Genomic DNA, 18,872 nt, shown 5'->3' with positions numbered 1-18,872 from the left:
CCTGCGCCTCCGCTCGCCGCGAAGGCCCCGCCGCCTCCGCGCCCGCCGCTCGCCTCGACGCCGCTCGATCGTCCTTCCGCGCCGCCGCCCGAGCCTCCGCCTGCGCCGCCGCCCGAGCCTCCGCCCGCGGCGAAGCCGGCCGAGCCCGCGCCGCCCGCCAAGCCGGAGCCGACGAAAAAGCCCGAGCCCGTACCGCTGATGATGATGATGCGCCGGCCCGAAGCGTCGATCGCATCCAAAGCCGCGGAGCCGAAGCCTGCGGAAACGAAGGCTGCCGAGGCGCCTCCGCCGGCCGACGCGCCGGCCGCGCGACGCCCGCAGGCTTCCTCGCCCGACCTCGGCAAGCGTCGCGTCGCCGAGCTCGCGGCCCAGGCGAAACAAGGCAAAGCGGGCCCGAGCGGCCCTGCTTCGGCGCGCCCGCTGGACCTCGACCTCGACCTCGACACGTCGAAGCAAGGGCCGCCCTCGCGACGCAAGCCTTCGAGCACACGCACGCGGGCCGCGGTCCACGTCCCGACCGTGTCCGACGAGCCCGTGCCGAGCGTGCCGGCGCCGTCCTCGCGACGGAAGAGCAGCCGCAGCATGCGCGCGGTCGTCGCGCCGCCACCGCCCGATCCTCCGCCCGAAGCGCCGCCGCCTCCTCCGGACACGGATACGTCCGCCCCCGAGCCGCGCCCGCAGCTTGGACCACGCCCCGCGCCTGCGCGACCTCGCCCGTCACAGGGTTCGTCCGAGGACCTCTCGGACGCGCGGATCCGGCAGATTTACGCGCAGTACGTCGAGGCCAAGCGCGCCGCGAAGGAGTCGACCGCGGGCGTCACGTACGAGGCGCTCGCCAAGCAGCTCCGCCAGCAGGCCGAGAAGCTCAAGGCTTCTCATCCGCAAAAGACGGTCGACTACAACGTGGTGATGAAGGACGGCAAACCCACGCTCAAGCCGATCCTTCGCTAGAACATCGATCGGTTTGCAACCACTCGATGTTCTAGCTCTTTTGTCCCGAGGGGACGCCTCGCGTCCCTCTTTCGTCCCGGCAAAGCCCAGACGATTCACCCCCCGAGGGAGGATCGCTTCGCGAGCTTCCGAGCATCGAACCCGTCGATGCTCGAAGAGCTCAAAGCATTTTGCTAGGAGCTCAAAGCATCGGCTCGGGCCCGGCTGGGCTCGTGTCCTTCGTGGCGGCTTGGTGGGTGGGGAAGAAAGGGCAGGACGAGGCGGGAGCTGCGCTGCGCTGAGCTAGCTAGCGGTGCGCGGCACCTCGCGTCGGCATGGCGGCCCGCTTGGCGACGGGCGGCGCGAACGAATCATCCTCGCAGTACAGGATCGCGCACGCCGTCCTGTCGGACTCGCGCATCCTGCTGCATAACTCTCCGAGATCCTCGTCGCTGTCGACGACATCGGCCTGCTGAGGTTGGGACGACCCGTCCTCGTAATCGATGTTGTCGAGTGCGACCCACCGCCCCCGATACTCGTCGGAGCGGCACATATCGAGCCACGTCATCCGGATGGCTCCGCGGCGTCTACTGCCCATTGCCCGTGAACGACCTTCTCCTCTGTCATCTCCGGCATCGGCGCCGACGTGGGCTGCGAAGTGCAGCTCGTCGGCTTTGACACGCTGCGCCGAACCGTCGAACAGAGGCTTCTGCGAACGAGCGTCATCGCTCGCAAGATCCATCTAGCACCCGCGTCGAACGGGCGTCAAGCGCGTCAAAACGCGGTGACACACAGGAGAATTCCCATCTAGGGTCGCCGGACGACCCTGTCGAGGGGATGCGGTGCGTTACTTGCAACGCGGAGGAAGGGCGGCCTTTCCACTGCTGGCCCCGATCGACGCGGCCGCGTCCGCGATGGGCTTGCCCGCGCACCCCTTGGCCTTCACCTCACGCGCAGCCGAGGCGTCGATCGCCGAGAGCGCCTTGCTCCGCTTGGGCCCGGTGCACGAGCGGTACTGGCTGATCGCCATCGTCGTGTTGCCACCGTACGCATACGTGATCGCCGCGTCGCAGGCCTTGTCGCCCGCGGCGTCGACCTTCGTACCGCCGCCCGAGCCTGAGGCCGTCGTCGCCGCGGAGCCGGAACCCGAGCCCGCGTTGGATCCGGTGTTCGAGCCCGTGGTTTGTCCGGACTGCGCCGAGCCACCCGCAGAAGAGGCCGTCCCTGCGGCGCCTGCGCTGTCCGCCGGATTCGCCGTGGGATCGGAGGCGACCACGACGGTCGTGGGCGCCGCAGACGGCATGAGGATGACGTCGCCGTCGCCGCCGCTGCTCTTGCTTCGGGACGCGAAGATCGCAATCCCGATCCCGACCACGACGAGCACGCCGATGCCTGCGATGATCGGCATCGGGCTGCTCTTTTGCTGCTGCCTTCCGCCCATCGGCGGAGGCGGCGGCGCGTAGGCCGGTCCGCCCATCGGCACGGGCGCGTGGCCGTGCTGCGGCGGCATCGACACGACCGGCATCGGGCCCGGCGTCACCGCGGCCGCGCTCGGCCCCGTATCGACCATCGTTCGACCGCCCGGCGCGCTCGGCGCTCCTTGCGCGAAGAGCGGCTCGCCGATCTGCGTCCCGCCGGGACGTGCGGGCATCGGGCCGCTCGGCATGCCTTGCATCTGCCCGCTCGGCATCCCGTACTGCCCGCTCGGCATCCCGTACTGCCCGCTCGGCATCCCATACTGTCCACTCGGCATGCCTGGCATCGCTGCGGTGCCCGCGACTTGCTGCTGACCCGTCGCACCACCAACCATCGACGCGCGCCCGGCTCCGATCGAGAGCTCGTCGTAAAACTCGCGCACGGACGACTGGCGCCTGTTCTTGTCCTTCTCGAGCGCGCGCATGATCGCGGCCTTCATCTTCGGCGGCACTTGCGCGCCGAGCGGCGTCACCTCGAAGGGCGAGGGTTGCGCCGTGAGATGCTGCGTGGCCCAGGCCCACGGCGTGTCTGCATCGAAGGGCAGACGTCCGGTGAGCATCTCGTAGGCGACGATCGCGAGCGAGTAGACGTCGCTGCGCGCGTCGAGCTCCTGCCCGCGGAACTGCTCGGGGCTCATGTACGGCGGGGTGCCGAGCACCGTGCCTTGTTGCGTGAGCTTCTGCTCCTTCGAGTCGGGCCGCTCGCCGCGCTTGGCGATGCCGAAGTCGAGCACCTTCACGAAATCGTCACCGTCGATCTTCGTGAGGAAGAGGTTCGCGGGCTTGAGATCACGATGCACGATCCCCTTGCTGTGCGCCTCTTGGAGCGAGCCTGCGGCCTGTCCGATGATCTTGTCGACGCGCTCGGGCGGCATCGGCCCCTTCTTCACGAGCTCGTCTTCGAGTGGACTTCCTTCGAGCAACTCCATCGCGATGTAGAGCTCGCCGGTGTTCGTTTGCCCGAAGTCCCAGACCTGGATCGTGTTCGGGTGCTTGAGCTCTGCGACGGTGCCGCACTCGCGGTTGAAGCGCGCGAGCACTTGCGGATCCTTCGCGTACTGCGCGAGGAGCGTCTTGACCGCGGCCTTTCGGACCGTCGTGCCCATCTGCTGCTCGGCGGTGTAGACGCGGCCCATGCCGCCTTCACCGAGCACGCCCGTGATGCGGTAGCGACCGCCCACGATCGACCCGATCAACGGGTCTTCTTCGGAAGGTGCCGAGGGCAGCGGCGCTCCGCATTTGGCGCAGAAGCGCGCTCCATCGATGTTCGCGTGTTGACAGGCGGGACACTCCATGACGCGGCGGGAGCATCGCAAGAGGCGCGCGTGTGGTGCAAGAAGTTGCGGCAGGACGCGTCGCGAGGATCGTGCCTCGCCTGTCTGCTGGCACGCGGGTTCGCGATCCAGCGTGCCGGGGGAGGTGACCCTGCCGGGTCTCCCGTGGATTCCGGCCTTGCGAGCGCGGCCGGGGTCCTGCTCCAAACACAAAACCTTCCATCCGGCTTGACATGTCAAAAGCAAGGGGCTAAGAGCCTGCTCCCCTTTGACGGGACACGTCTGTCTTCGAGGGAGGAACTCGCTGGCGTAGCTCAACCGGTAGAGCACCTGCCTTGTAAGCAGGGGGTTAGGGGTTCAAGTCCCCTCGTCAGCTCCACCGGACGTCAGAGGCGGAAGGCTCGGACGAACGAGATCAAAAATCTCAGGAGACGAACCGACCGAAACAGAGTACAGAGGGGACCCGCGAGCCCTTGGATCTCGCGAGACGTTGAAAATCTGGAGGGTTGCCCGAGTGGCCAAAGGGAGCAGACTGTAAATCTGCCGGCAATTGCCTTCGATGGTTCGAATCCATCACCCTCCACCGAGACGCCGATAAGGCGCCTCGACCCGCGGAGCCGGATATCCGGTACGTACACGTAGACGAGCCCGGGGGGACTCTTCCCCGATCTCTATCTGCGGGCGTAGCTCAGTTGGTAGAGCGTCAGCCTTCCAAGCTGAACGTCGCCGGTTCGAACCCGGTCGCCCGCTCCGCCGGACCGGCTCCATGCCCACCTAGCTCAGTTGGTAGAGCACGTCCTTGGTAAGGACGAGGTCGTCGGTTCAATCCCGATGGTGGGCTCCAGCAAGCGCCAGGAAAGGACAGCGAGCGCGACCGTCTCGGTCGGCAACCGTCAGGAGCAAGAACGATGGCCAAGGAGAAATTCAGTCGAACCAAGCCCCACGTGAACGTCGGCACGATCGGTCACATCGATCACGGCAAGACGACGCTCACGGCGGCCATCGTCAAGGTCCAGTCCAAGCAGAAGCTTGCGAAAGAGATCAAGTACGCCGACATCGCCAAGGGCGGCACCGTCCGTGACGAGACGAAGACGGTGACGATCGCGGCGGCGCACGTGGAGTACGAGTCGCCGAAGCGCCACTACGCGCACGTCGACTGCCCCGGCCACGCCGACTACATCAAGAACATGATCACGGGCGCCGCGCAGATGGACGGCGCGATCCTCGTGGTCAGCGCGCTCGACAGCGTCATGCCGCAGACCCGCGAGCACGTGCTCCTCGCGCGTCAGGTCGGCCTGAACTACCTCGTCGTCTTCCTCAACAAGTGTGACGCGGTGGACGACCCGGAGATGCTGGACCTCGTCGAGATGGAGGTCCGCGAGCTCCTCAACAAGTACAACTTCAACGGCGACAACGCGCCGGTTGTCCGTGGTGCTTCGTTGCCTGCGCTCCAGGGCGATCCCAAGTGGGAGGCGAAGATCGGAGAGCTGCTCGAGGCGCTCGACACGTACATCCCGGAGCCGGAGCGCGCGATCGACAAGCCGTTCCTGATGGCGATCGAGGACGTGTTCTCGATCAAGGGCCGCGGCACGGTGGCCACGGGCCGCATCGAGCGTGGCGTGGTCAAGGTCGGCGAAGAGGTCGAGATCATCGGCTTCAAGGACACGCGCAAGACCGTGGTCACGGGCGTCGAGATGTTCCGGAAGCTGCTCGATCAGGGCATCGCCGGTGACAACGTCGGTTGCCTCCTGCGCGGTGTCGAGAAGGACGACATCGAGCGTGGCCAGGTCCTCGCGAAGCCGGGCTCGATCACGCCGCACACCCACTTCATGGGTGAGGTGTACGTTCTCAAGAAGGAGGAGGGCGGCCGTCACACGCCGTTCTTCACGAACTACCGCCCGCAGTTCTACATCCGGACGACGGACGTGACGGGCACCGTCAACCTCCCCGAGGGGGTGAAGATGGTGATGCCGGGCGACAACATCACGATGAACATCGAGCTCATCGCGCCGGTCGCGCTCGAGGAGCAGATGCGGTTCGCGATCCGCGAGGGCGGCAAGACCGTCGGCGCGGGCATCGTGACGAAGATTCTCAAGTAACGAGGCGTGATGTCGGTGCAGGGCGGCGGGTCCGGTGGCAGCGGTGGGGCCACGGGAGAACGAGGGACACGTATCCCGATCTCGCTGGCCTGCACCGAGTGTACGGCGAGGAACTACAAGACGACCAAATCTCCCGGCGACTACGTGGAACTGAAGAAGTTCTGCAAGCAGTGCAAGAAGCACACGCTGCACCGGGAGACGAAGTAGTCGGATCCGAAGTAGACGAACTGCTCGGCTCGTGGCATCAGTCCCGGGTCGAGCAGGTTGAAGGGGTATAGCTCAGTTGGTAGAGCAGCGGATTCCAAATCCGCAGGTCGGGAGTTCGAGCCTCTCTGCCCCTGCCCACAAGGGCTCCTCCTCTCGCTGCCCGTTCAGCATCAGGTAGGGGCCGCACGAAACGCCTCGCTCGATCTCGTAAAAACGAGCGAGCGAGGCGTAAATGTCGATGACGCTGCTCGAAGCGGGATCCGACACGTCTGGGACAAACGGCGATGGCGACACGACGAGAGAAAGACGAGGCACGGAAGGCCCAGAAAAAGGGCTCTGCGCCGGAGTCTGCCCCGGATTCGGGGGCGGACGCCTCACTTGCGGTGCGCAAGGGGAGCGATCTCGACGTGGCGCCGAGCGCAGACGAAGCCGGCGACGAGCACGACGACGCTGCTGCGGAGGGCCCGGAAGGGCAAGCGCAGGACGAAGGGGCCGGCGAAGACGCCGAGGCTGCGGCGGCGCGGCCACTCGGGAGCGACCGCTACGTGATGGCGGGGTTCTTCGGGGCGGCGATCCTCGGCGCGTACGTGCTTGGCAAGGCCATCCACGGGATCTGGGGCAACCTCTCGAACCGGGACTGGTTCAGCCGTGCGGTGCCTGCGCTCGCGGCGGTCGTGGACGAGGACAAAGCGACGTACGCGACCGTCATCGCGGGCGTCGTCGCGGTCATCGTCACGCTGCGGACCTACCGTCGTCCCGACGTGCGGGAGTGGACGGACGAGGTCGCTTCGGAGCTGATCAAGGTCAAGTGGCCGACCAAGAAGGACGTCACGAACTCAACCATGGTGGTCATTGCGGCGAGCGCTGTGGCCACCCTCTATCTCGCGCTGCTCGACCGGTTGTGGTCGTTCGTGACGGGCATCGTCTACGGCACTGGGAGCTAGGGCCGTTCGGGAGCCACGCGCCATGGCGAAGAAGTGGTACGTCATTCATACCTACTCGGGCTACGAGGCGAAGGTGCGCGATGCACTTCAGCAACGCGCGAAGCAGCACAGCCTCGAGGACAAGATTGGCGAGATCCTGATCCCGAGTGAAACGGTCACGGAGAACCGCCCGGGGGGGAAGCAACGAGTTCGTCAGAAGCTCAGCTTGCCTGGCTACATCTTCGCCGAGATGGAGATGAGCGAGACGGTGTGGCACCTCGTGAAGGACACGCCGAAGGTGACGGGCTTCATCGGCAACCAGACGCCGCAGGAAGTCCCGGCCCCGCAGATCGAGAGTCTGCGTCGAGGCATCGTGGAGGGCGCGGTCAAGCCGAAGCCCAAGCTCACGTTCGAGGTCGGCGAGGAAGTTCGCGTGCTCGACGGCGCGTTCGCCAACTTCACCGGGACCGTGGACGACGTGAAGATGGATAAGCAGAAGCTGAAGGTCAAGGTGTCGATCTTCGGCCGTCCGACCAGCGTGGAGCTCGATTTTTCGGCGGTAGAAAAGCGCTGAGCGACGTTCCGGGTCGGAACGAACAAGGTAGACGCAGCACAGAACGGGTAAAGCAATGGCGAAGAAGGTCACCGGGTACGTCAAGCTTCAGCTCCCTGCGGGGAAGGCCAACCCCTCGCCGCCGGTCGGTCCTGCGCTCGGCCAGCACGGCGTGAACATCATGGCGTTCTGCAAGGACTTCAACTCGCGGACGGCCTCGCAGGGCGACATGATCATCCCGGTGGTGATCACGGTCTATTCGGACCGGTCGTTCACGTTCATCTTGAAGACGCCGCCCGCGTCGGTCCTTCTCAAGAAGGCCGCGGGGCTGGAGACCAAGAAGAAGCCTGGCTCGGGTTCGAAGGAGCCGAACAAGACGAAGGTCGGCCAGGTGACGCGCAAGCAACTGCAGGAGCTTGCGCAGATGAAGATGCAGGACATGAACACGACGAACCTCGAGTCGGCGATGCGCAGCATGGCGGGCACGGCCCGCTCGATGGGCATTTCGATCGTCGACTGAGTCGTCCACAGCGCGCTCTGCTGCATCTCCGTTTGGCGGAGAAGCCGGCGGCGAGCGCGCGGCCGCGTGAAAACGCGGCTCTACAAGAGCACCCCCCCCACGTTGGGAGGAGAGCACCACGGTTAAAACGGCGCACCGTGGGAGGCGTAAGCCGATAAAACAGGAGGGCAGATGCCGAAAGTCGCCAAGAAACGCGCTGCGGCCCAGGCCATGGTGGACAGCACGCGCAAGTACACGCTGCAAGAGGCGTGTGCGCTTGTAAAACAGGCCGCATCGGCGAAGTTCGACGAGACCGTCGATATCGCTGTGCGGCTGGGCGTGAACCCGCGTCACGCGGACCAGATGGTTCGCGGCGCCGTGGTCATGCCGGCCGGAACGGGCCAGTCGGTCCGCGTCCTCGTCTTCGCCAAGGGCGAAAAGGCGAAGGAAGCGGAAGCGGCCGGTGCCGATTTCGTCGGTGAGGCCGACCTGGTGAACAAGATCCAGGAAGGCTTCATGGACTTCGACCGCGTGATCGCTACGCCCGACATGATGGGCCTGGTCGGTAAGCTCGGTCGTATCCTCGGTCCGCGAGGCCTCATGCCGAACCCGAAGGTCGGCACCGTCACCGTTGATGTGAAGACGGCGGTGTCCGAAGCGAAGGCCGGCAAGGTGGAGTACCGCGTCGAGAAGGCGGGCATTGTGCACGCTCGGATCGGCAAGGCCTCCTTCAAGGAGGACGCGCTCGTCAAGAACGCGGAGGCCTTGATCCAGGCTCTCATTCGCGCGAAGCCGTCGACGGCGAAGGGGATTTATCTCCGGAGCATCACGATGTCTTCGACGATGGGGCCGGGCGTCCGGATCGACCCTGTGCACCTCAGCGACAAGGGTGAGGAGGGCTGATCATGGAGCGCACGGAGAAAGAGGCTCTGGTCGGCGAGGTCAAGCAGCGATTCGATCGCATGACCTCGGCGGTCTTCCTCGACTTCACGGGGCTCAACGTCGCGGTCGTCACGAAGCTGCGCGACGAGTTCCGGAAGGCGGGCGTCGAGTATCGAGTCGTGAAAAACACGCTCGTTCGCCACGCGATCAAGCATCACGCGTGGTCGAAGAAGCTCGACGATACGCTGGTCGGGATGACCGGGATCGCCTGGTGCTACGAGGATCCCAGCGCGGCCGCGAAGGTCGTCAAGGCGTTCCGCAAGGACAAGGAACACGAGAAGCTGAAGATCAAGGCGGGCCTCATCGAGGGCCAGGTTCTCGACGCCGAGGGCGTGGAGAACCAGCTCGCGACGATGCCCGGCAAGGACGAGCTCAGGGCGACGCTGCTTGCCACGTTGCAGGCGCCTCTCCAGCAGTTCTTGCAGCAGCTCAATGCGCCTCTTCAGAACTTCGCGTACCTGTTGAAGGCCAAGGAGGACGCGGCGGGCGGGGCCGGCTGAGGAGCCCTGGTACCGGGTCCGATCGTGGTCGGGGCGAGGGGAGCCGGAGGCGATCCGGCGCGCCAAACGCTCGACCAGTGAGAAAGGGCATTGCGCCCTTCGGGTTTTGATCTAGAGACGCGCCCCGGGGTACTCATCCCACCGCGGCGCGCAGACGGTTTGAAGGAGTCTCGTCATGGCTGAGATCACGCGGGAGCAGGTCGTCGATTACCTTTCCAACCTGCCGGTCATCCAGATCGCCGAGCTCATCAAGGAGCTCGAGAACAAGTGGGGCGTGAAGGCTGCGCCGGCGGCGGTGGCGGTTGCTGCTGGCCCGGCGGCTGCGGCCGAGGCGCCGAAGGCCGAGGAGAAGACCGAGTTCGACGTTGTCCTGGCGAACGCCGGTGGCAACAAGATCGCGGTCATCAAGGCGGTCCGTGAGATCACGGGCCTTGGCCTCAAGGAGGCGAAGGACCTGGTCGAGGGCGCGCCCAAGAACGTGAAGGAAGCGGTCTCCAAGGCCGACGCCGAGGAGATGAAGAAGAAGCTCACCGAGGCAGGTGCGACGGTCGAGCTCAAGTAAGGATCCGAGCTTCCCGTTCAGGGACAGCGCGATCCGCCATGCGACGGCGGCAGGGGCGAACGTCCCTGCCGCGCGTCGAGTTTTGTCTTTGGGGGGTTTGCTGCTGCGTCTGTCGCGTGATTCGAGCGCGTCTTCCAGGTCGCGGTAGCGCAGCCGAGTTTGTCCGTCGCCGGGACCTTTGATGGCTGTTTCGTAGCTTCGAGGCTGATGCTCGGTTCGTGGAGCGCGCGGGGATCGAGCCCTGTGCACCCGTAGGAGCCGGAGGAATATCGATGCCGTCGGTCGTCCAATCCAACTTCCGCATCCGTAAGAATCTGGGGCGCGTTCGTCGCATCATCGACGTTCCGAACCTGATCGACATCCAGAAGTCCAGCTACGACAAGTTCCTCCAGATGAACGTCCCGCCGCACGAGCGGGAGGAAGTCGGGCTCCAGGCGGTATTCCGCTCGGTGTTCCCCATCAAGGACTTCAACGGGACGAGCGAGCTCGTCTTCGTTTCGTACAACCTCGAGCCGCCGAAGTACGACGTCGAGGAGTGCCGCCAGCGAGGCATGACCTACGCGGCGCCGATCAAAGTCACCAACCAGCTCATGATCTACGACACCCGTGACGGCGGCGAGCGCATCGTCCGGGACATCAAGGAGCAGGAGGTGTACTTCGGCGAGCTGCCGCTGATGACCGAGACGGGCACGTTCATCATCAACGGCACCGAGCGCGTCGTCGTCAGCCAGCTCCACCGCTCGCCCGGCGTGTTCTTCGATCACGACAAGGGCAAGACGCACTCGAGCGGCAAGCTGCTCTACTCAGCGCGCGTCATCCCGTACCGCGGCTCGTGGCTCGATTTCGAGTTCGATCCGAAGGACATCATCTACGTGCGCATCGACCGTCGCCGGAAGATGCACGCGACCGTCCTCCTGCGCGCGCTCGGCTACTCGACGCAGGACCTCCTGAACTACTTCTACTCGACGGAGACCGTCTACCTCGAGAAGGGCGGCAAGTACGCGAAGAGCATCGAGTACGACCTCCTCGCGGGTCAGCGCGCGACGCGTGACATCAAGATCAAGGAAGATGTCATCGTCAAGAAGAACACGAAGTTCACGCGCGCCGCGATTCGCAAGATGAAGGAGGCGAAGCTCGAGCGCATGCAGGTCGAGACCGAGGAGCTCGTCGGCAAGGTCGCGGCGCACGACGTCGTCGACCCGGAGACGGGCGAGGTCATCGTCGAGGTGAACGAGGAGCTCACGGACGCCAAGCTCGAGCGCATCCGCGAGGCGAAGCTCGAGAGCTTCCGCATCCTCTTCATCGACGGCCTCAACGTCGGCTCGTACCTCCGCGACACGCTGCTCGCCGACAAGGTGAAGACGCAGGAGGACTCGATCCTCGAGATCTACCGTCGTCTCCGCCCGGGCGATCCGCCCACGCTCGAGACGGCGAAGACGTTGTTCCACAACCTGTTCTTCAACCCGGAGCGATACGACCTCTCGAAGGTCGGCCGGCTGAAGCTCAACTACAAGTTCTACCGGGATCTGCCGGAGGGCCAGCGTCCGAACCTCGATCTCACGGTGCTCACGCCGCAGGACATCCTGGAGACGGTCCGGCACCTCATCGAGCTCAAGAACGGCCGCGGCTCGGTCGACGACATCGACCACCTCGGCAACCGCCGCGTGCGCGCGGTCGGCGAGCTCATGGAGAACCAGTACCGCATCGGCCTGGTCCGCATGGAGCGCGCGATCAAGGAGCGCATGAGCATGTCGCAGGAGATCGACACGCTCATGCCGCACGACCTGATCAACGCGAAGCCCGTCTCCGCGGTGGTCAAGGAGTACTTCGGGAGCTCGCAGCTCTCGCAGTTCATGGACCAGACGAACCCGCTCTCCGAGGTCACGCACAAGCGGCGTTTGTCCGCCCTCGGTCCGGGCGGCCTCACGCGCGAGCGCGCGGGCTTCGAGGTGCGCGACGTCCACGCCACGCACTACGGCCGCATTTGCCCGATTGAGACGCCGGAAGGCCCGAACATCGGCCTCATCGCGTCGCTCTCGACGTTCGCCCGCGTGAACGAGTTCGGCTTCGTCGAGACGCCTTACCGCAAGGTGACGGAGAGCACGGTGACCGACGAGGTGACCTGGCTCAGCGCGCTCGAGGAAGAGGGCAAGTACATCGCGCAGGCGACGGCCGCGCTCGATGAGGGTCGCAAGTTCCGCGAGAACGTCGTGTCGGCGCGTCTCAACGGCGATTTCAAGATCGTCGCGTCGGACATGATCGAGCTCATGGACATCGCGCCGAACCAGATGGTGAGCGTCGCGGCCGCGCTCGTGCCCTTCCTCGAGCACGACGACGCGAACCGCGCGCTCATGGGCGCGAACATGCAGCGTCAGGCGGTGCCGCTCATCCGAAGCGAGGCGCCGCTTGTCGGTACGGGCATGGAGAACCGGCTCGCGCGTGACTCGGGCGTTTGCGTCGTGGCGCGTCGTCCGGGCATCGTGGAGAGCGTCGACGCGACGCGCATCGTGGTGCGCGCTGCGGGCGAGGGCGCCGAGGTGCCGGACATCTACCACCTCATGAAGTACCAGCGCTCGAACCAGTCGACCTGCTACACGCAGAAGCCGATCGTGCGCACGGGCGACATGGTGAAGGCGGGCGACGTGCTCGCGGACGGCCCGTCGACGGACATGGGCGAGCTCGCGCTGGGGCAGAACGTGGTCGTCGCGTTCATGCCGTGGCAGGGCTACAACTTCGAGGACTCGATCCTGGTCTCGGAGCGCATCGCGAAGGACGACGTGTTCACCTCGATCCACATCGAGGAGTTCGAGTGCGTCGCGCGCGATACGAAGCTCGGCAAGGAGGAGATCACGCGTGACATCCCGAACGTCGGCGAGGAGGCCCTGAAGGACCTCGACGACTCGGGCATCGTGCGGATCGGCGCCGAGGTTCGTCCGGGCGACATCCTCGTCGGCAAGATCACGCCGAAGGGCGAGACGCAGCTTTCTCCCGAGGAGAAGCTGCTCCGCGCGATCTTCGGTGAGAAGGCCGGCGACGTGCGCGACAGCTCGCTCAAGGTCCCGCCGGGCGTGAGCGGCATCGTGATCAACGCGCGCGTCTTCTCGCGCAAGGGCACGGAGAAGGACGACCGCGCGCGGGACATCGAGGATCAGGAGCGCGCGCGGATCGAGCGGACGCGCGACGAGGAGATCAAGATCCTGCGCGATTCGTTCTACCGCCGGGTCCGCGAGATCCTGGTCGGCAAGACGACGAACGGGAAGCTCGTCGACGACAAGGGCAAGGTCCTGCTCCAGAAGGGCGACGAGATCACCGAGGCGGCCCTCGCCGAGATCCCGCGCCGTTACTGGGGCGAGATCCCGGTGGAGGAGACGGACCGGATCCAGAACATCCTGCGGGATCTGGAGGACCTCGTCCGTACGCGCGAGGAGCACTTCCGCGACAAGATCGAGCGCCTGTCGAAGGGCGACGAGCTGCCGCCGGGCGTGATCAAGATGGTGAAGGTCTACATCGCCATCAAGCGCAAGCTCCAGGTCGGCGACAAGATGGCAGGCCGCCACGGCAACAAGGGCGTCATCAGCCGGATTCTTCCGGAGGAGGACATGCCCTACCTGCAGGACGGCCGGCCGGTGGACATCGTGCTGAACCCGCTCGGCGTGCCGAGCCGCATGAACGTCGGTCAGATCCTGGAGATCCACCTCGGCTGGGGCGCCTACGAGCTCGGCCGGCAGCTCCAGCAGATGATCGAGACTCAAAAGGCGGGCGCCGAGATCCGCAATCGTTTGGCGGAGGTCTACGCGGGAGACGAGGAGAACTCGGCGATCGTCGCGTTGATGGACGAGGGTGACGCCGTGCGTGCCGGGCGCAAGGTTCGTCAAGGCGTGTTCGTCGCGTCGCCGGTGTTCGACGGTGCGAGCGAGGAGGACATCAAGGGCGCGCTCGCGCTCGCGGGTCTGCCGAGCTCGGGCCAGGCGATCCTGTTCGATGGTCGCACGGGCGAGGCGTTCGATCAGAACGTCACGGTGGGCATCATGTACATGCTGAAGCTTCACCACCTCGTGGACGACAAGATCCACGCCCGGTCGATCGGCCCCTACTCGCTCGTCACGCAGCAGCCGCTGGGCGGAAAGGCTCAGTTCGGCGGTCAGCGCCTCGGCGAGATGGAGGTGTGGGCGATGGAGGCCTACGGCGCGGCCTACGCGCTGCAGGAGTTCCTCACGGTGAAATCGGACGACGTCATGGGTCGTACGCGGATGTACGAGGCGATCGTCAAGGGCGAGTACACGCTGGAGGCCGGTCTGCCGGAGAGCTTCAACGTGCTCATCAAAGAGCTGCAATCGTTGTGTCTGAACGTCGAGCTGGTCGAGACGGGCCTCGAGGCCTCGGCCGCGGAAGAGGAGTGATGCCGAATGCGTGACATCTTCAGCTTCTTCGAGAAGCCCAAAGATCCGCTGTCGTTCAGCGCCATTCGGATCTCGCTCGCGAGCCCGGAGAAGATCCGGGAATGGTCGCACGGCGAGGTGAAGAAGCCGGAGACCATCAACTACCGCACGTTCAAGCCGGAGCGGGATGGTCTCTTCTGCGCGAAGATCTTCGGGCCTGTGAAGGACTACGAGTGCAACTGCGGCAAGTACAAGCGCATGAAGCACCGTGGGATCGTGTGCGAGAAGTGCGGCGTCGAGGTCATCCAGTCGAAGGTTCGACGTGAGCGCCTCGGGCACATCTCGCTCGCGACGCCGGTCGCGCACATCTGGTTCCTGAAGAGCCTGCCGTCGCGCATCGGCAACATGCTCGACATCACGCTGAAGGATCTGGAAAAGGTCCTTTATTGCGAGGCGTACATCGTCATCGACCCGAAGGAGACGGGTCTGCAGCGCGGCGACCTCCTCAGCGAGGAGCGCTACCTGCAGATCATCGACGAGTACGGCGACGACAAGATCGCGGCGGGCATGGGCGGCGAGGCCGTGCTCGAGATGCTGAAGCAGGTCGACGTGCACGCGCTCGCCGAGCTGCTCCGCGAGGAGATGCGCAAGGCGACGAGCGAGGCGAAGCGCAAGAAGCTCGCGAAGCGCCTGAAGGTCGTCGAGGCGTTCCGGGAGAGTGGCAACCGGCCCGAGTGGATGATGCTCACGGTCATCCCCGTGCTGCCGCCCGACCTGCGTCCGCTCGTGCCGCTCGACGGTGGTCGGTTCGCGACGAGCGATCTGAACGACCTCTACCGCCGCGTCATCAACCGCAACAACCGCCTGAAGCGGCTGCTCGAGCTCAACGCGCCCGAGATCATCATCCGCAACGAGCGGCGCATGCTCCAGGAGGCGGTCGACGCGCTCTTCGACAACGGCCGCCGCGGCAAGACGATCACGGGCCCGAACAAGCGGCCGCTGAAGAGCCTCAGCGACATGCTGAAGGGCAAGCAGGGTCGCTTCCGGCAGAACCTGCTCGGCAAGCGCGTCGACTACTCGGGCCGCTCGGTCATCGTCGTCGGCCCGACGCTGCGCCTGCACCAGTGCGGCCTGCCGAAGAAGATGGCGCTCGAGCTCTTCAAGCCGTTCATCTACAACAAGCTGGAAGAGCGCGGGTACGTCAACACCATCAAGAGCGCGAAGAAGATGGTGGAGAAGGAGCGTCCCGAGGTTTGGGACATCCTCGAAGAGGTCATCAGCGAGCATCCGGTGCTCCTGAACCGCGCGCCGACGCTCCACCGCCTGGGCATCCAGGCGTTCGAGCCGGTGCTCATCGAGGGCAAGGCGATCCAGCTCCATCCGCTCGTCTGCGCGGCGTTCAACGCCGACTTCGACGGCGACCAGATGGCAGTGCACGTGCCGCTCTCGATCGAGGCGCAGATGGAGGCGCGCGTGCTCATGATGAGCACGAACAACATCCTCTCGCCCGCGAACGGCAAGCCCATCATCAACCCGACGCAGGACATCGTGCTCGGGCTCTACTACGCCACGCGCGAGCGCAAGTTCGCGAAGGGCAGCTTCCGTGAGGGCAGCCTGCGCTTCGGCGCCGACGGCCAGGGCGCGGAGGGCTCGACGGCCGAGGGGTATCTGCGCGGCGTCTACGCGTCTCCCGAAGAGGTACGCATGGCGTACGACGCGGGCGAGGTCGTGTTGCACGCGGGCATCCGCGTGCGCGTGCCGCACATCGACGAGGACGGTAACCCCGTCCGCAACGAGCACGGCCAGATCAAGCGCCGCATCGTCCAGACGACGGTGGGTCGTGTGCTCATCTCCGAGGTCCTGCCGAAGGGCGTGAGCTTCGACTACGCGAACAAGACGCTCGACAAGAAGGCGCTCTCGGCCCTCATCGACGTCTGCTACCGCGTCCACCGCAACAAGGAGACCGTCCTCCTCGCGGACCGGCTCCGCACGCTCGGCTTCGACCACGCGATGCGCGCCGGTATCTCGATCTGCATGGATCACATGGTGATCCCGCCGGCGAAGAAGGACCTCCTCGAGGAGGCGCAGCGCGAGGTCGAGCGCGTCGTCGAGCAGTACCAGGAAGGTCTGATCACGGACGGCGAGCGCTACAACAAGATCGTCGACATCTGGGCCGGCGTGGCGGACGCCGTCACGGCCAAGATGATGGATGGGATCGGCAAGGAGCGCGTCACCGATCCGGAGACGGGCAAAGAAAGCATCGAGCCGAGCTTCAACCCGATCTACATCATGGCGGACTCGGGCGCGCGCGGTTCGACCCAGCAGATCCGCCAGCTCGCCGCGATGCGTGGCCTCATGGCCAAGCCCTCCGGCGAGATCATCGAGACGCCCATCACGGCGAACTTCCGTGAAGGCCTCACCGTGCTGCAGTACTTCATCTCGACGCACGGCGCGCGCAAGGGCCTCGCGGATACCGCGCTCAAGACGGCGAACTCGGGTTACCTCACCCGGCGCCTCGTCGACGTCGCGCAGGACGCGGTCATCTCCGAGTACGATTGCGCCACGATCGACGGCATCCGCGTGACGAAGCTCGAGGAGGCCGGCGAGGTGATCCAGCCCCTCGGCGACCGCATCCTCGGCCGCGTCGTGCTCGAGGACGTGATCGACCCGCTCACCGGCGAGGTCCTCATCACGGCCAACACCGAGCTCGACGAGGCTTCCGTCAAGCGGATCGAGGACGCGGGCATCGAGGAGGTCATGATCCGCTCGGTGCTCACCTGCCAGACGCGGCGGGGCGTTTGCGCGCTCTGCTACGGCCGCGACCTCGCGCGTGGCTACCGCGTCAACATCGGCGAGGCGGTCGGCATCATCGCCGCCCAGTCGATCGGCGAGCCCGGCACGCAGCTCACGATGCGCACGTTCCACATCGGTGGTACGGCGGCCCGCGGCAAGATCGAGGCGAGCTACCTCGAGGCCCGGACCGAGGGCACCGTCCGCCTGCGTCGCGCGAACGTGCAGCGCAAGAAGGACGGCACCATGGTGGTCATGAACCGCCACGGTGAGCTCGTCGTCGTCGACGAGACGGGCCGCGAGCGCGAGCATCACCGCCTGGTCTACGGCGCCAACATGAAGGTCGCCGACGGCCAGCGCGTGAAGCCGGGCGAGCTGCTCGCCGAGTGGGACCAGTTCGCGACGCCGATCCTCACCGAGGTCTCCGGCATCGTGAAGTACGGCGATCTCGTCGAGGGCGTCAGCGTCCAGGAGCGCGTCGACGAGGTCACGGGCCTGTCGCGCAAGGTCGTCATCGAGTCCAAGGCGGCCGATCTCCGCCCGCGGATCTCGCTGAAGGACCCGAACTCGAGCGCCACCTTGAAGCTCCCGAACAGCGAGCTCGAGGCGCGTTACCTCCTGCCGGTCGGCGCGCACATCGTCGCCCAGCAGGACGACATGATCGAGGCCGGTGACATCATCGCCAAGATCCCGCGCGACACGACGAAGGTGCAGGACATCACCGGTGGTCTGCCCCGCGTCGCCGAGCTCTTCGAGGCCCGCAAGCCGAAGGATCACGCCATCATCAGCGAGATCGACGGCGAGGTCTCCTTCGGCAAGGACACGAAGGGCAAGCGCAAGGTGATCATCACGCCGTTCGGCGCGGACGGGCACCCGCTCCCGGATCAGGCGCGCGAGTACCTGATCCCCAAGGGCAAGCACATCCAGGTGCAGCCGGGCGATCGCGTGCGCGCGGGCGACCCGCTCCAGGACGGCCCGCCGAACCCGCACGACATCTTGCGCGTGAAGGGCGAGAAGGAGCTCGCGGCCTGGCTCGTGAACGAGATCCAGCAGGTCTACCGCCTGCAGGGTGTCGGTATCAACGACAAGCACATCGAGGTCATCGTGCGGCAGATGCTCCGACGCGTTCGCGTCAAGGACGTCGGCGACACGAACTTCCTCGTGGACGAGCAGGTCGAGAAGCACCTGTTCGAGCGCGAGAACGAGCGGGTGCTCGAGCGTGGCGGACGTCCCGCCATCGCCGAGCCGCTGCTCCTCGGCATCACCAAGGCGAGCCTCTCGACCGAGTCGTTCATCAGCGCCTCGTCGTTCCAGGAGACGACCAAGGTGCTCACCGAGGCGGCGATCAGCGGCAAGGTGGACGATCTCCGTGGTCTCAAGGAGAACGTCATCATGGGCCGCCTGATCCCGGCCGGGACGGGCCTGCCCGCCTACAAGCGGCTGCAGGTCATCGTCGAGGGCGAGCAGCCGGTGCGCGAGCGCGCGCCGGCGGCCGAGCCCCCGGCGCCGGCCATGGCGCCGCCGCGTCCTCGCCCCGAGGAGACGCTCACGGCCGTCAACGAGGAGTGAGGTGAGGGGAGGGGGGTCGTCGTCGCCGACGGCCTCCCGACCCCTTCGACGCACGCCCGCCCTGACTTCAGGCGCGGGCGTGTGGCTTTTGTTCGGCCAGGCACGCGCCGTCCCGTGCTGATCCGCCGGATGACTGCTGTTTCGGCGGGTCTTGGGATCCCCCGTCCTTG

13 protein-coding genes and 5 tRNA genes are annotated in these 18,872 nt (G+C 65.9%); 16 read left to right on the top strand and 2 right to left on the bottom strand.

All coding sequences use genetic code 11. The annotated features are described in order from the left end of the window. Positions 1–951, top strand: a 951-nt coding sequence (locus QHF89_RS25825) for an MXAN_5187 C-terminal domain-containing protein (RefSeq protein ID WP_284720940.1), incomplete at its 5' end; no start/stop codon positions are given. Between the two features lie 286 nt (positions 952–1,237). On the opposite strand, the gene QHF89_RS25820 is transcribed toward QHF89_RS25825, so the two are convergent. After that, positions 1,238–1,672 (bottom strand): hypothetical protein, encoded by a 435-nt coding sequence (locus tag QHF89_RS25820; protein ID WP_136935304.1) that lies wholly within the window; start codon positions 1,670–1,672, stop codon positions 1,238–1,240. A gap of 105 nt (positions 1,673–1,777) precedes the next feature. Further along, on the bottom strand, positions 1,778–3,700 hold the full coding sequence (locus QHF89_RS25815) for a protein kinase domain-containing protein (protein WP_136969192.1): 1,923 nt from the start codon (positions 3,698–3,700) through the stop codon (positions 1,778–1,780). A 282-nt stretch (positions 3,701–3,982) separates the two neighbouring features. On the opposite strand from QHF89_RS25815, the gene QHF89_RS25810 reads away from it, so the two are divergent. The 15 genes from QHF89_RS25810 to rpoC all read left to right on the top strand — a co-directional run bounded on the left by QHF89_RS25810 (position 3,983) and on the right by rpoC (position 18,702). Further along, positions 3,983–4,058 (top strand) — tRNA-Thr (locus QHF89_RS25810). A gap of 121 nt (positions 4,059–4,179) precedes the next feature. Continuing rightward, positions 4,180–4,262, top strand: a tRNA-Tyr gene (locus QHF89_RS25805). Positions 4,263–4,356: 94 nt separating this feature from the next. Next, positions 4,357–4,429, top strand: a tRNA-Gly gene (locus QHF89_RS25800). Positions 4,430–4,447: 18 nt separating this feature from the next. Then, a tRNA-Thr gene (locus QHF89_RS25795) sits at positions 4,448–4,523 on the top strand. 64 nt (positions 4,524–4,587) lie between these two features. Beyond that, positions 4,588–5,778 (top strand): elongation factor Tu, encoded by a 1,191-nt coding sequence (gene tuf, locus QHF89_RS25790; RefSeq protein WP_136968310.1) that lies wholly within the window; start codon positions 4,588–4,590, stop codon positions 5,776–5,778. A gap of 9 nt (positions 5,779–5,787) precedes the next feature. Then, positions 5,788–5,985: a 50S ribosomal protein L33 gene (gene rpmG, locus QHF89_RS25785; RefSeq protein ID WP_136932098.1), complete on the top strand. Its 198-nt coding sequence runs from the start codon at positions 5,788–5,790 to the stop codon at positions 5,983–5,985. A gap of 61 nt (positions 5,986–6,046) precedes the next feature. After that, positions 6,047–6,119, top strand: a tRNA-Trp gene (locus QHF89_RS25780). Positions 6,120–6,269: 150 nt separating this feature from the next. After that, a complete protein-coding gene (gene secE, locus QHF89_RS25775; protein ID WP_284720938.1) occupies positions 6,270–6,929 on the top strand; it encodes a preprotein translocase subunit SecE in 660 nt (219 codons plus the stop codon). A 22-nt stretch (positions 6,930–6,951) separates the two neighbouring features. Further along, positions 6,952–7,482, top strand: coding sequence for a transcription termination/antitermination protein NusG (nusG, locus tag QHF89_RS25770; RefSeq protein WP_136969191.1), 531 nt, complete (start codon positions 6,952–6,954; stop codon positions 7,480–7,482). 55 nt (positions 7,483–7,537) lie between these two features. After that, positions 7,538–7,981, top strand: coding sequence for a 50S ribosomal protein L11 (rplK, locus tag QHF89_RS25765; protein WP_136932096.1), 444 nt, complete (start codon positions 7,538–7,540; stop codon positions 7,979–7,981). 171 nt (positions 7,982–8,152) lie between these two features. Further along, positions 8,153–8,863: a 50S ribosomal protein L1 gene (gene rplA / locus QHF89_RS25760; protein WP_136969190.1), complete on the top strand. Its 711-nt coding sequence runs from the start codon at positions 8,153–8,155 to the stop codon at positions 8,861–8,863. A gap of 2 nt (positions 8,864–8,865) precedes the next feature. Continuing rightward, positions 8,866–9,402 (top strand): 50S ribosomal protein L10, encoded by a 537-nt coding sequence (gene rplJ, locus QHF89_RS25755; protein WP_136932094.1) that lies wholly within the window; start codon positions 8,866–8,868, stop codon positions 9,400–9,402. 175 nt (positions 9,403–9,577) lie between these two features. Continuing rightward, on the top strand, positions 9,578–9,964 hold the full coding sequence (gene rplL, locus QHF89_RS25750; protein ID WP_136969189.1) for a 50S ribosomal protein L7/L12: 387 nt from the start codon (positions 9,578–9,580) through the stop codon (positions 9,962–9,964). A gap of 272 nt (positions 9,965–10,236) precedes the next feature. Beyond that, positions 10,237–14,364, top strand: coding sequence for a DNA-directed RNA polymerase subunit beta (gene rpoB, locus QHF89_RS25745; RefSeq protein ID WP_136969188.1), 4,128 nt, complete (start codon positions 10,237–10,239; stop codon positions 14,362–14,364). 6 nt (positions 14,365–14,370) lie between these two features. Then, positions 14,371–18,702, top strand: coding sequence for a DNA-directed RNA polymerase subunit beta' (rpoC, locus tag QHF89_RS25740; RefSeq protein WP_136932091.1), 4,332 nt, complete (start codon positions 14,371–14,373; stop codon positions 18,700–18,702). Positions 18,703–18,872: the final 170 nt, after the last annotated feature.

It is taken from the genome of Polyangium sorediatum (genome assembly GCF_029946465.1).
GTDB classification, from domain to species: Bacteria; Myxococcota_A; Polyangia; order Polyangiales; family Polyangiaceae; genus Polyangium; species Polyangium fumosum.
This window is presented reverse-complemented; position numbering and strand designations above follow the sequence as displayed.

Coding starts and splice junctions, on each gene's coding strand:
- rplA (WP_136969190.1), top strand. CDS start 8,153: ATGCCGAAAGTCGCCAAGAAACGCGCTGCGGCCCAGGCCATGGTGGAC.
- rpoB (WP_136969188.1), top strand. CDS start 10,237: ATGCCGTCGGTCGTCCAATCCAACTTCCGCATCCGTAAGAATCTGGGG.
- QHF89_RS25820 (WP_136935304.1), bottom strand. CDS start 1,672: ATGGATCTTGCGAGCGATGACGCTCGTTCGCAGAAGCCTCTGTTCGAC.
- rplK (WP_136932096.1), top strand. CDS start 7,538: ATGGCGAAGAAGGTCACCGGGTACGTCAAGCTTCAGCTCCCTGCGGGG.
- tuf (WP_136968310.1), top strand. CDS start 4,588: ATGGCCAAGGAGAAATTCAGTCGAACCAAGCCCCACGTGAACGTCGGC.
- rpoC (WP_136932091.1), top strand. CDS start 14,371: ATGCGTGACATCTTCAGCTTCTTCGAGAAGCCCAAAGATCCGCTGTCG.
- secE (WP_284720938.1), top strand. CDS start 6,270: ATGGCGACACGACGAGAGAAAGACGAGGCACGGAAGGCCCAGAAAAAG.
- rplL (WP_136969189.1), top strand. CDS start 9,578: ATGGCTGAGATCACGCGGGAGCAGGTCGTCGATTACCTTTCCAACCTG.
- nusG (WP_136969191.1), top strand. CDS start 6,952: ATGGCGAAGAAGTGGTACGTCATTCATACCTACTCGGGCTACGAGGCG.
- rplJ (WP_136932094.1), top strand. CDS start 8,866: ATGGAGCGCACGGAGAAAGAGGCTCTGGTCGGCGAGGTCAAGCAGCGA.
- rpmG (WP_136932098.1), top strand. CDS start 5,788: ATGTCGGTGCAGGGCGGCGGGTCCGGTGGCAGCGGTGGGGCCACGGGA.
- QHF89_RS25815 (WP_136969192.1), bottom strand. CDS start 3,700: ATGGAGTGTCCCGCCTGTCAACACGCGAACATCGATGGAGCGCGCTTC.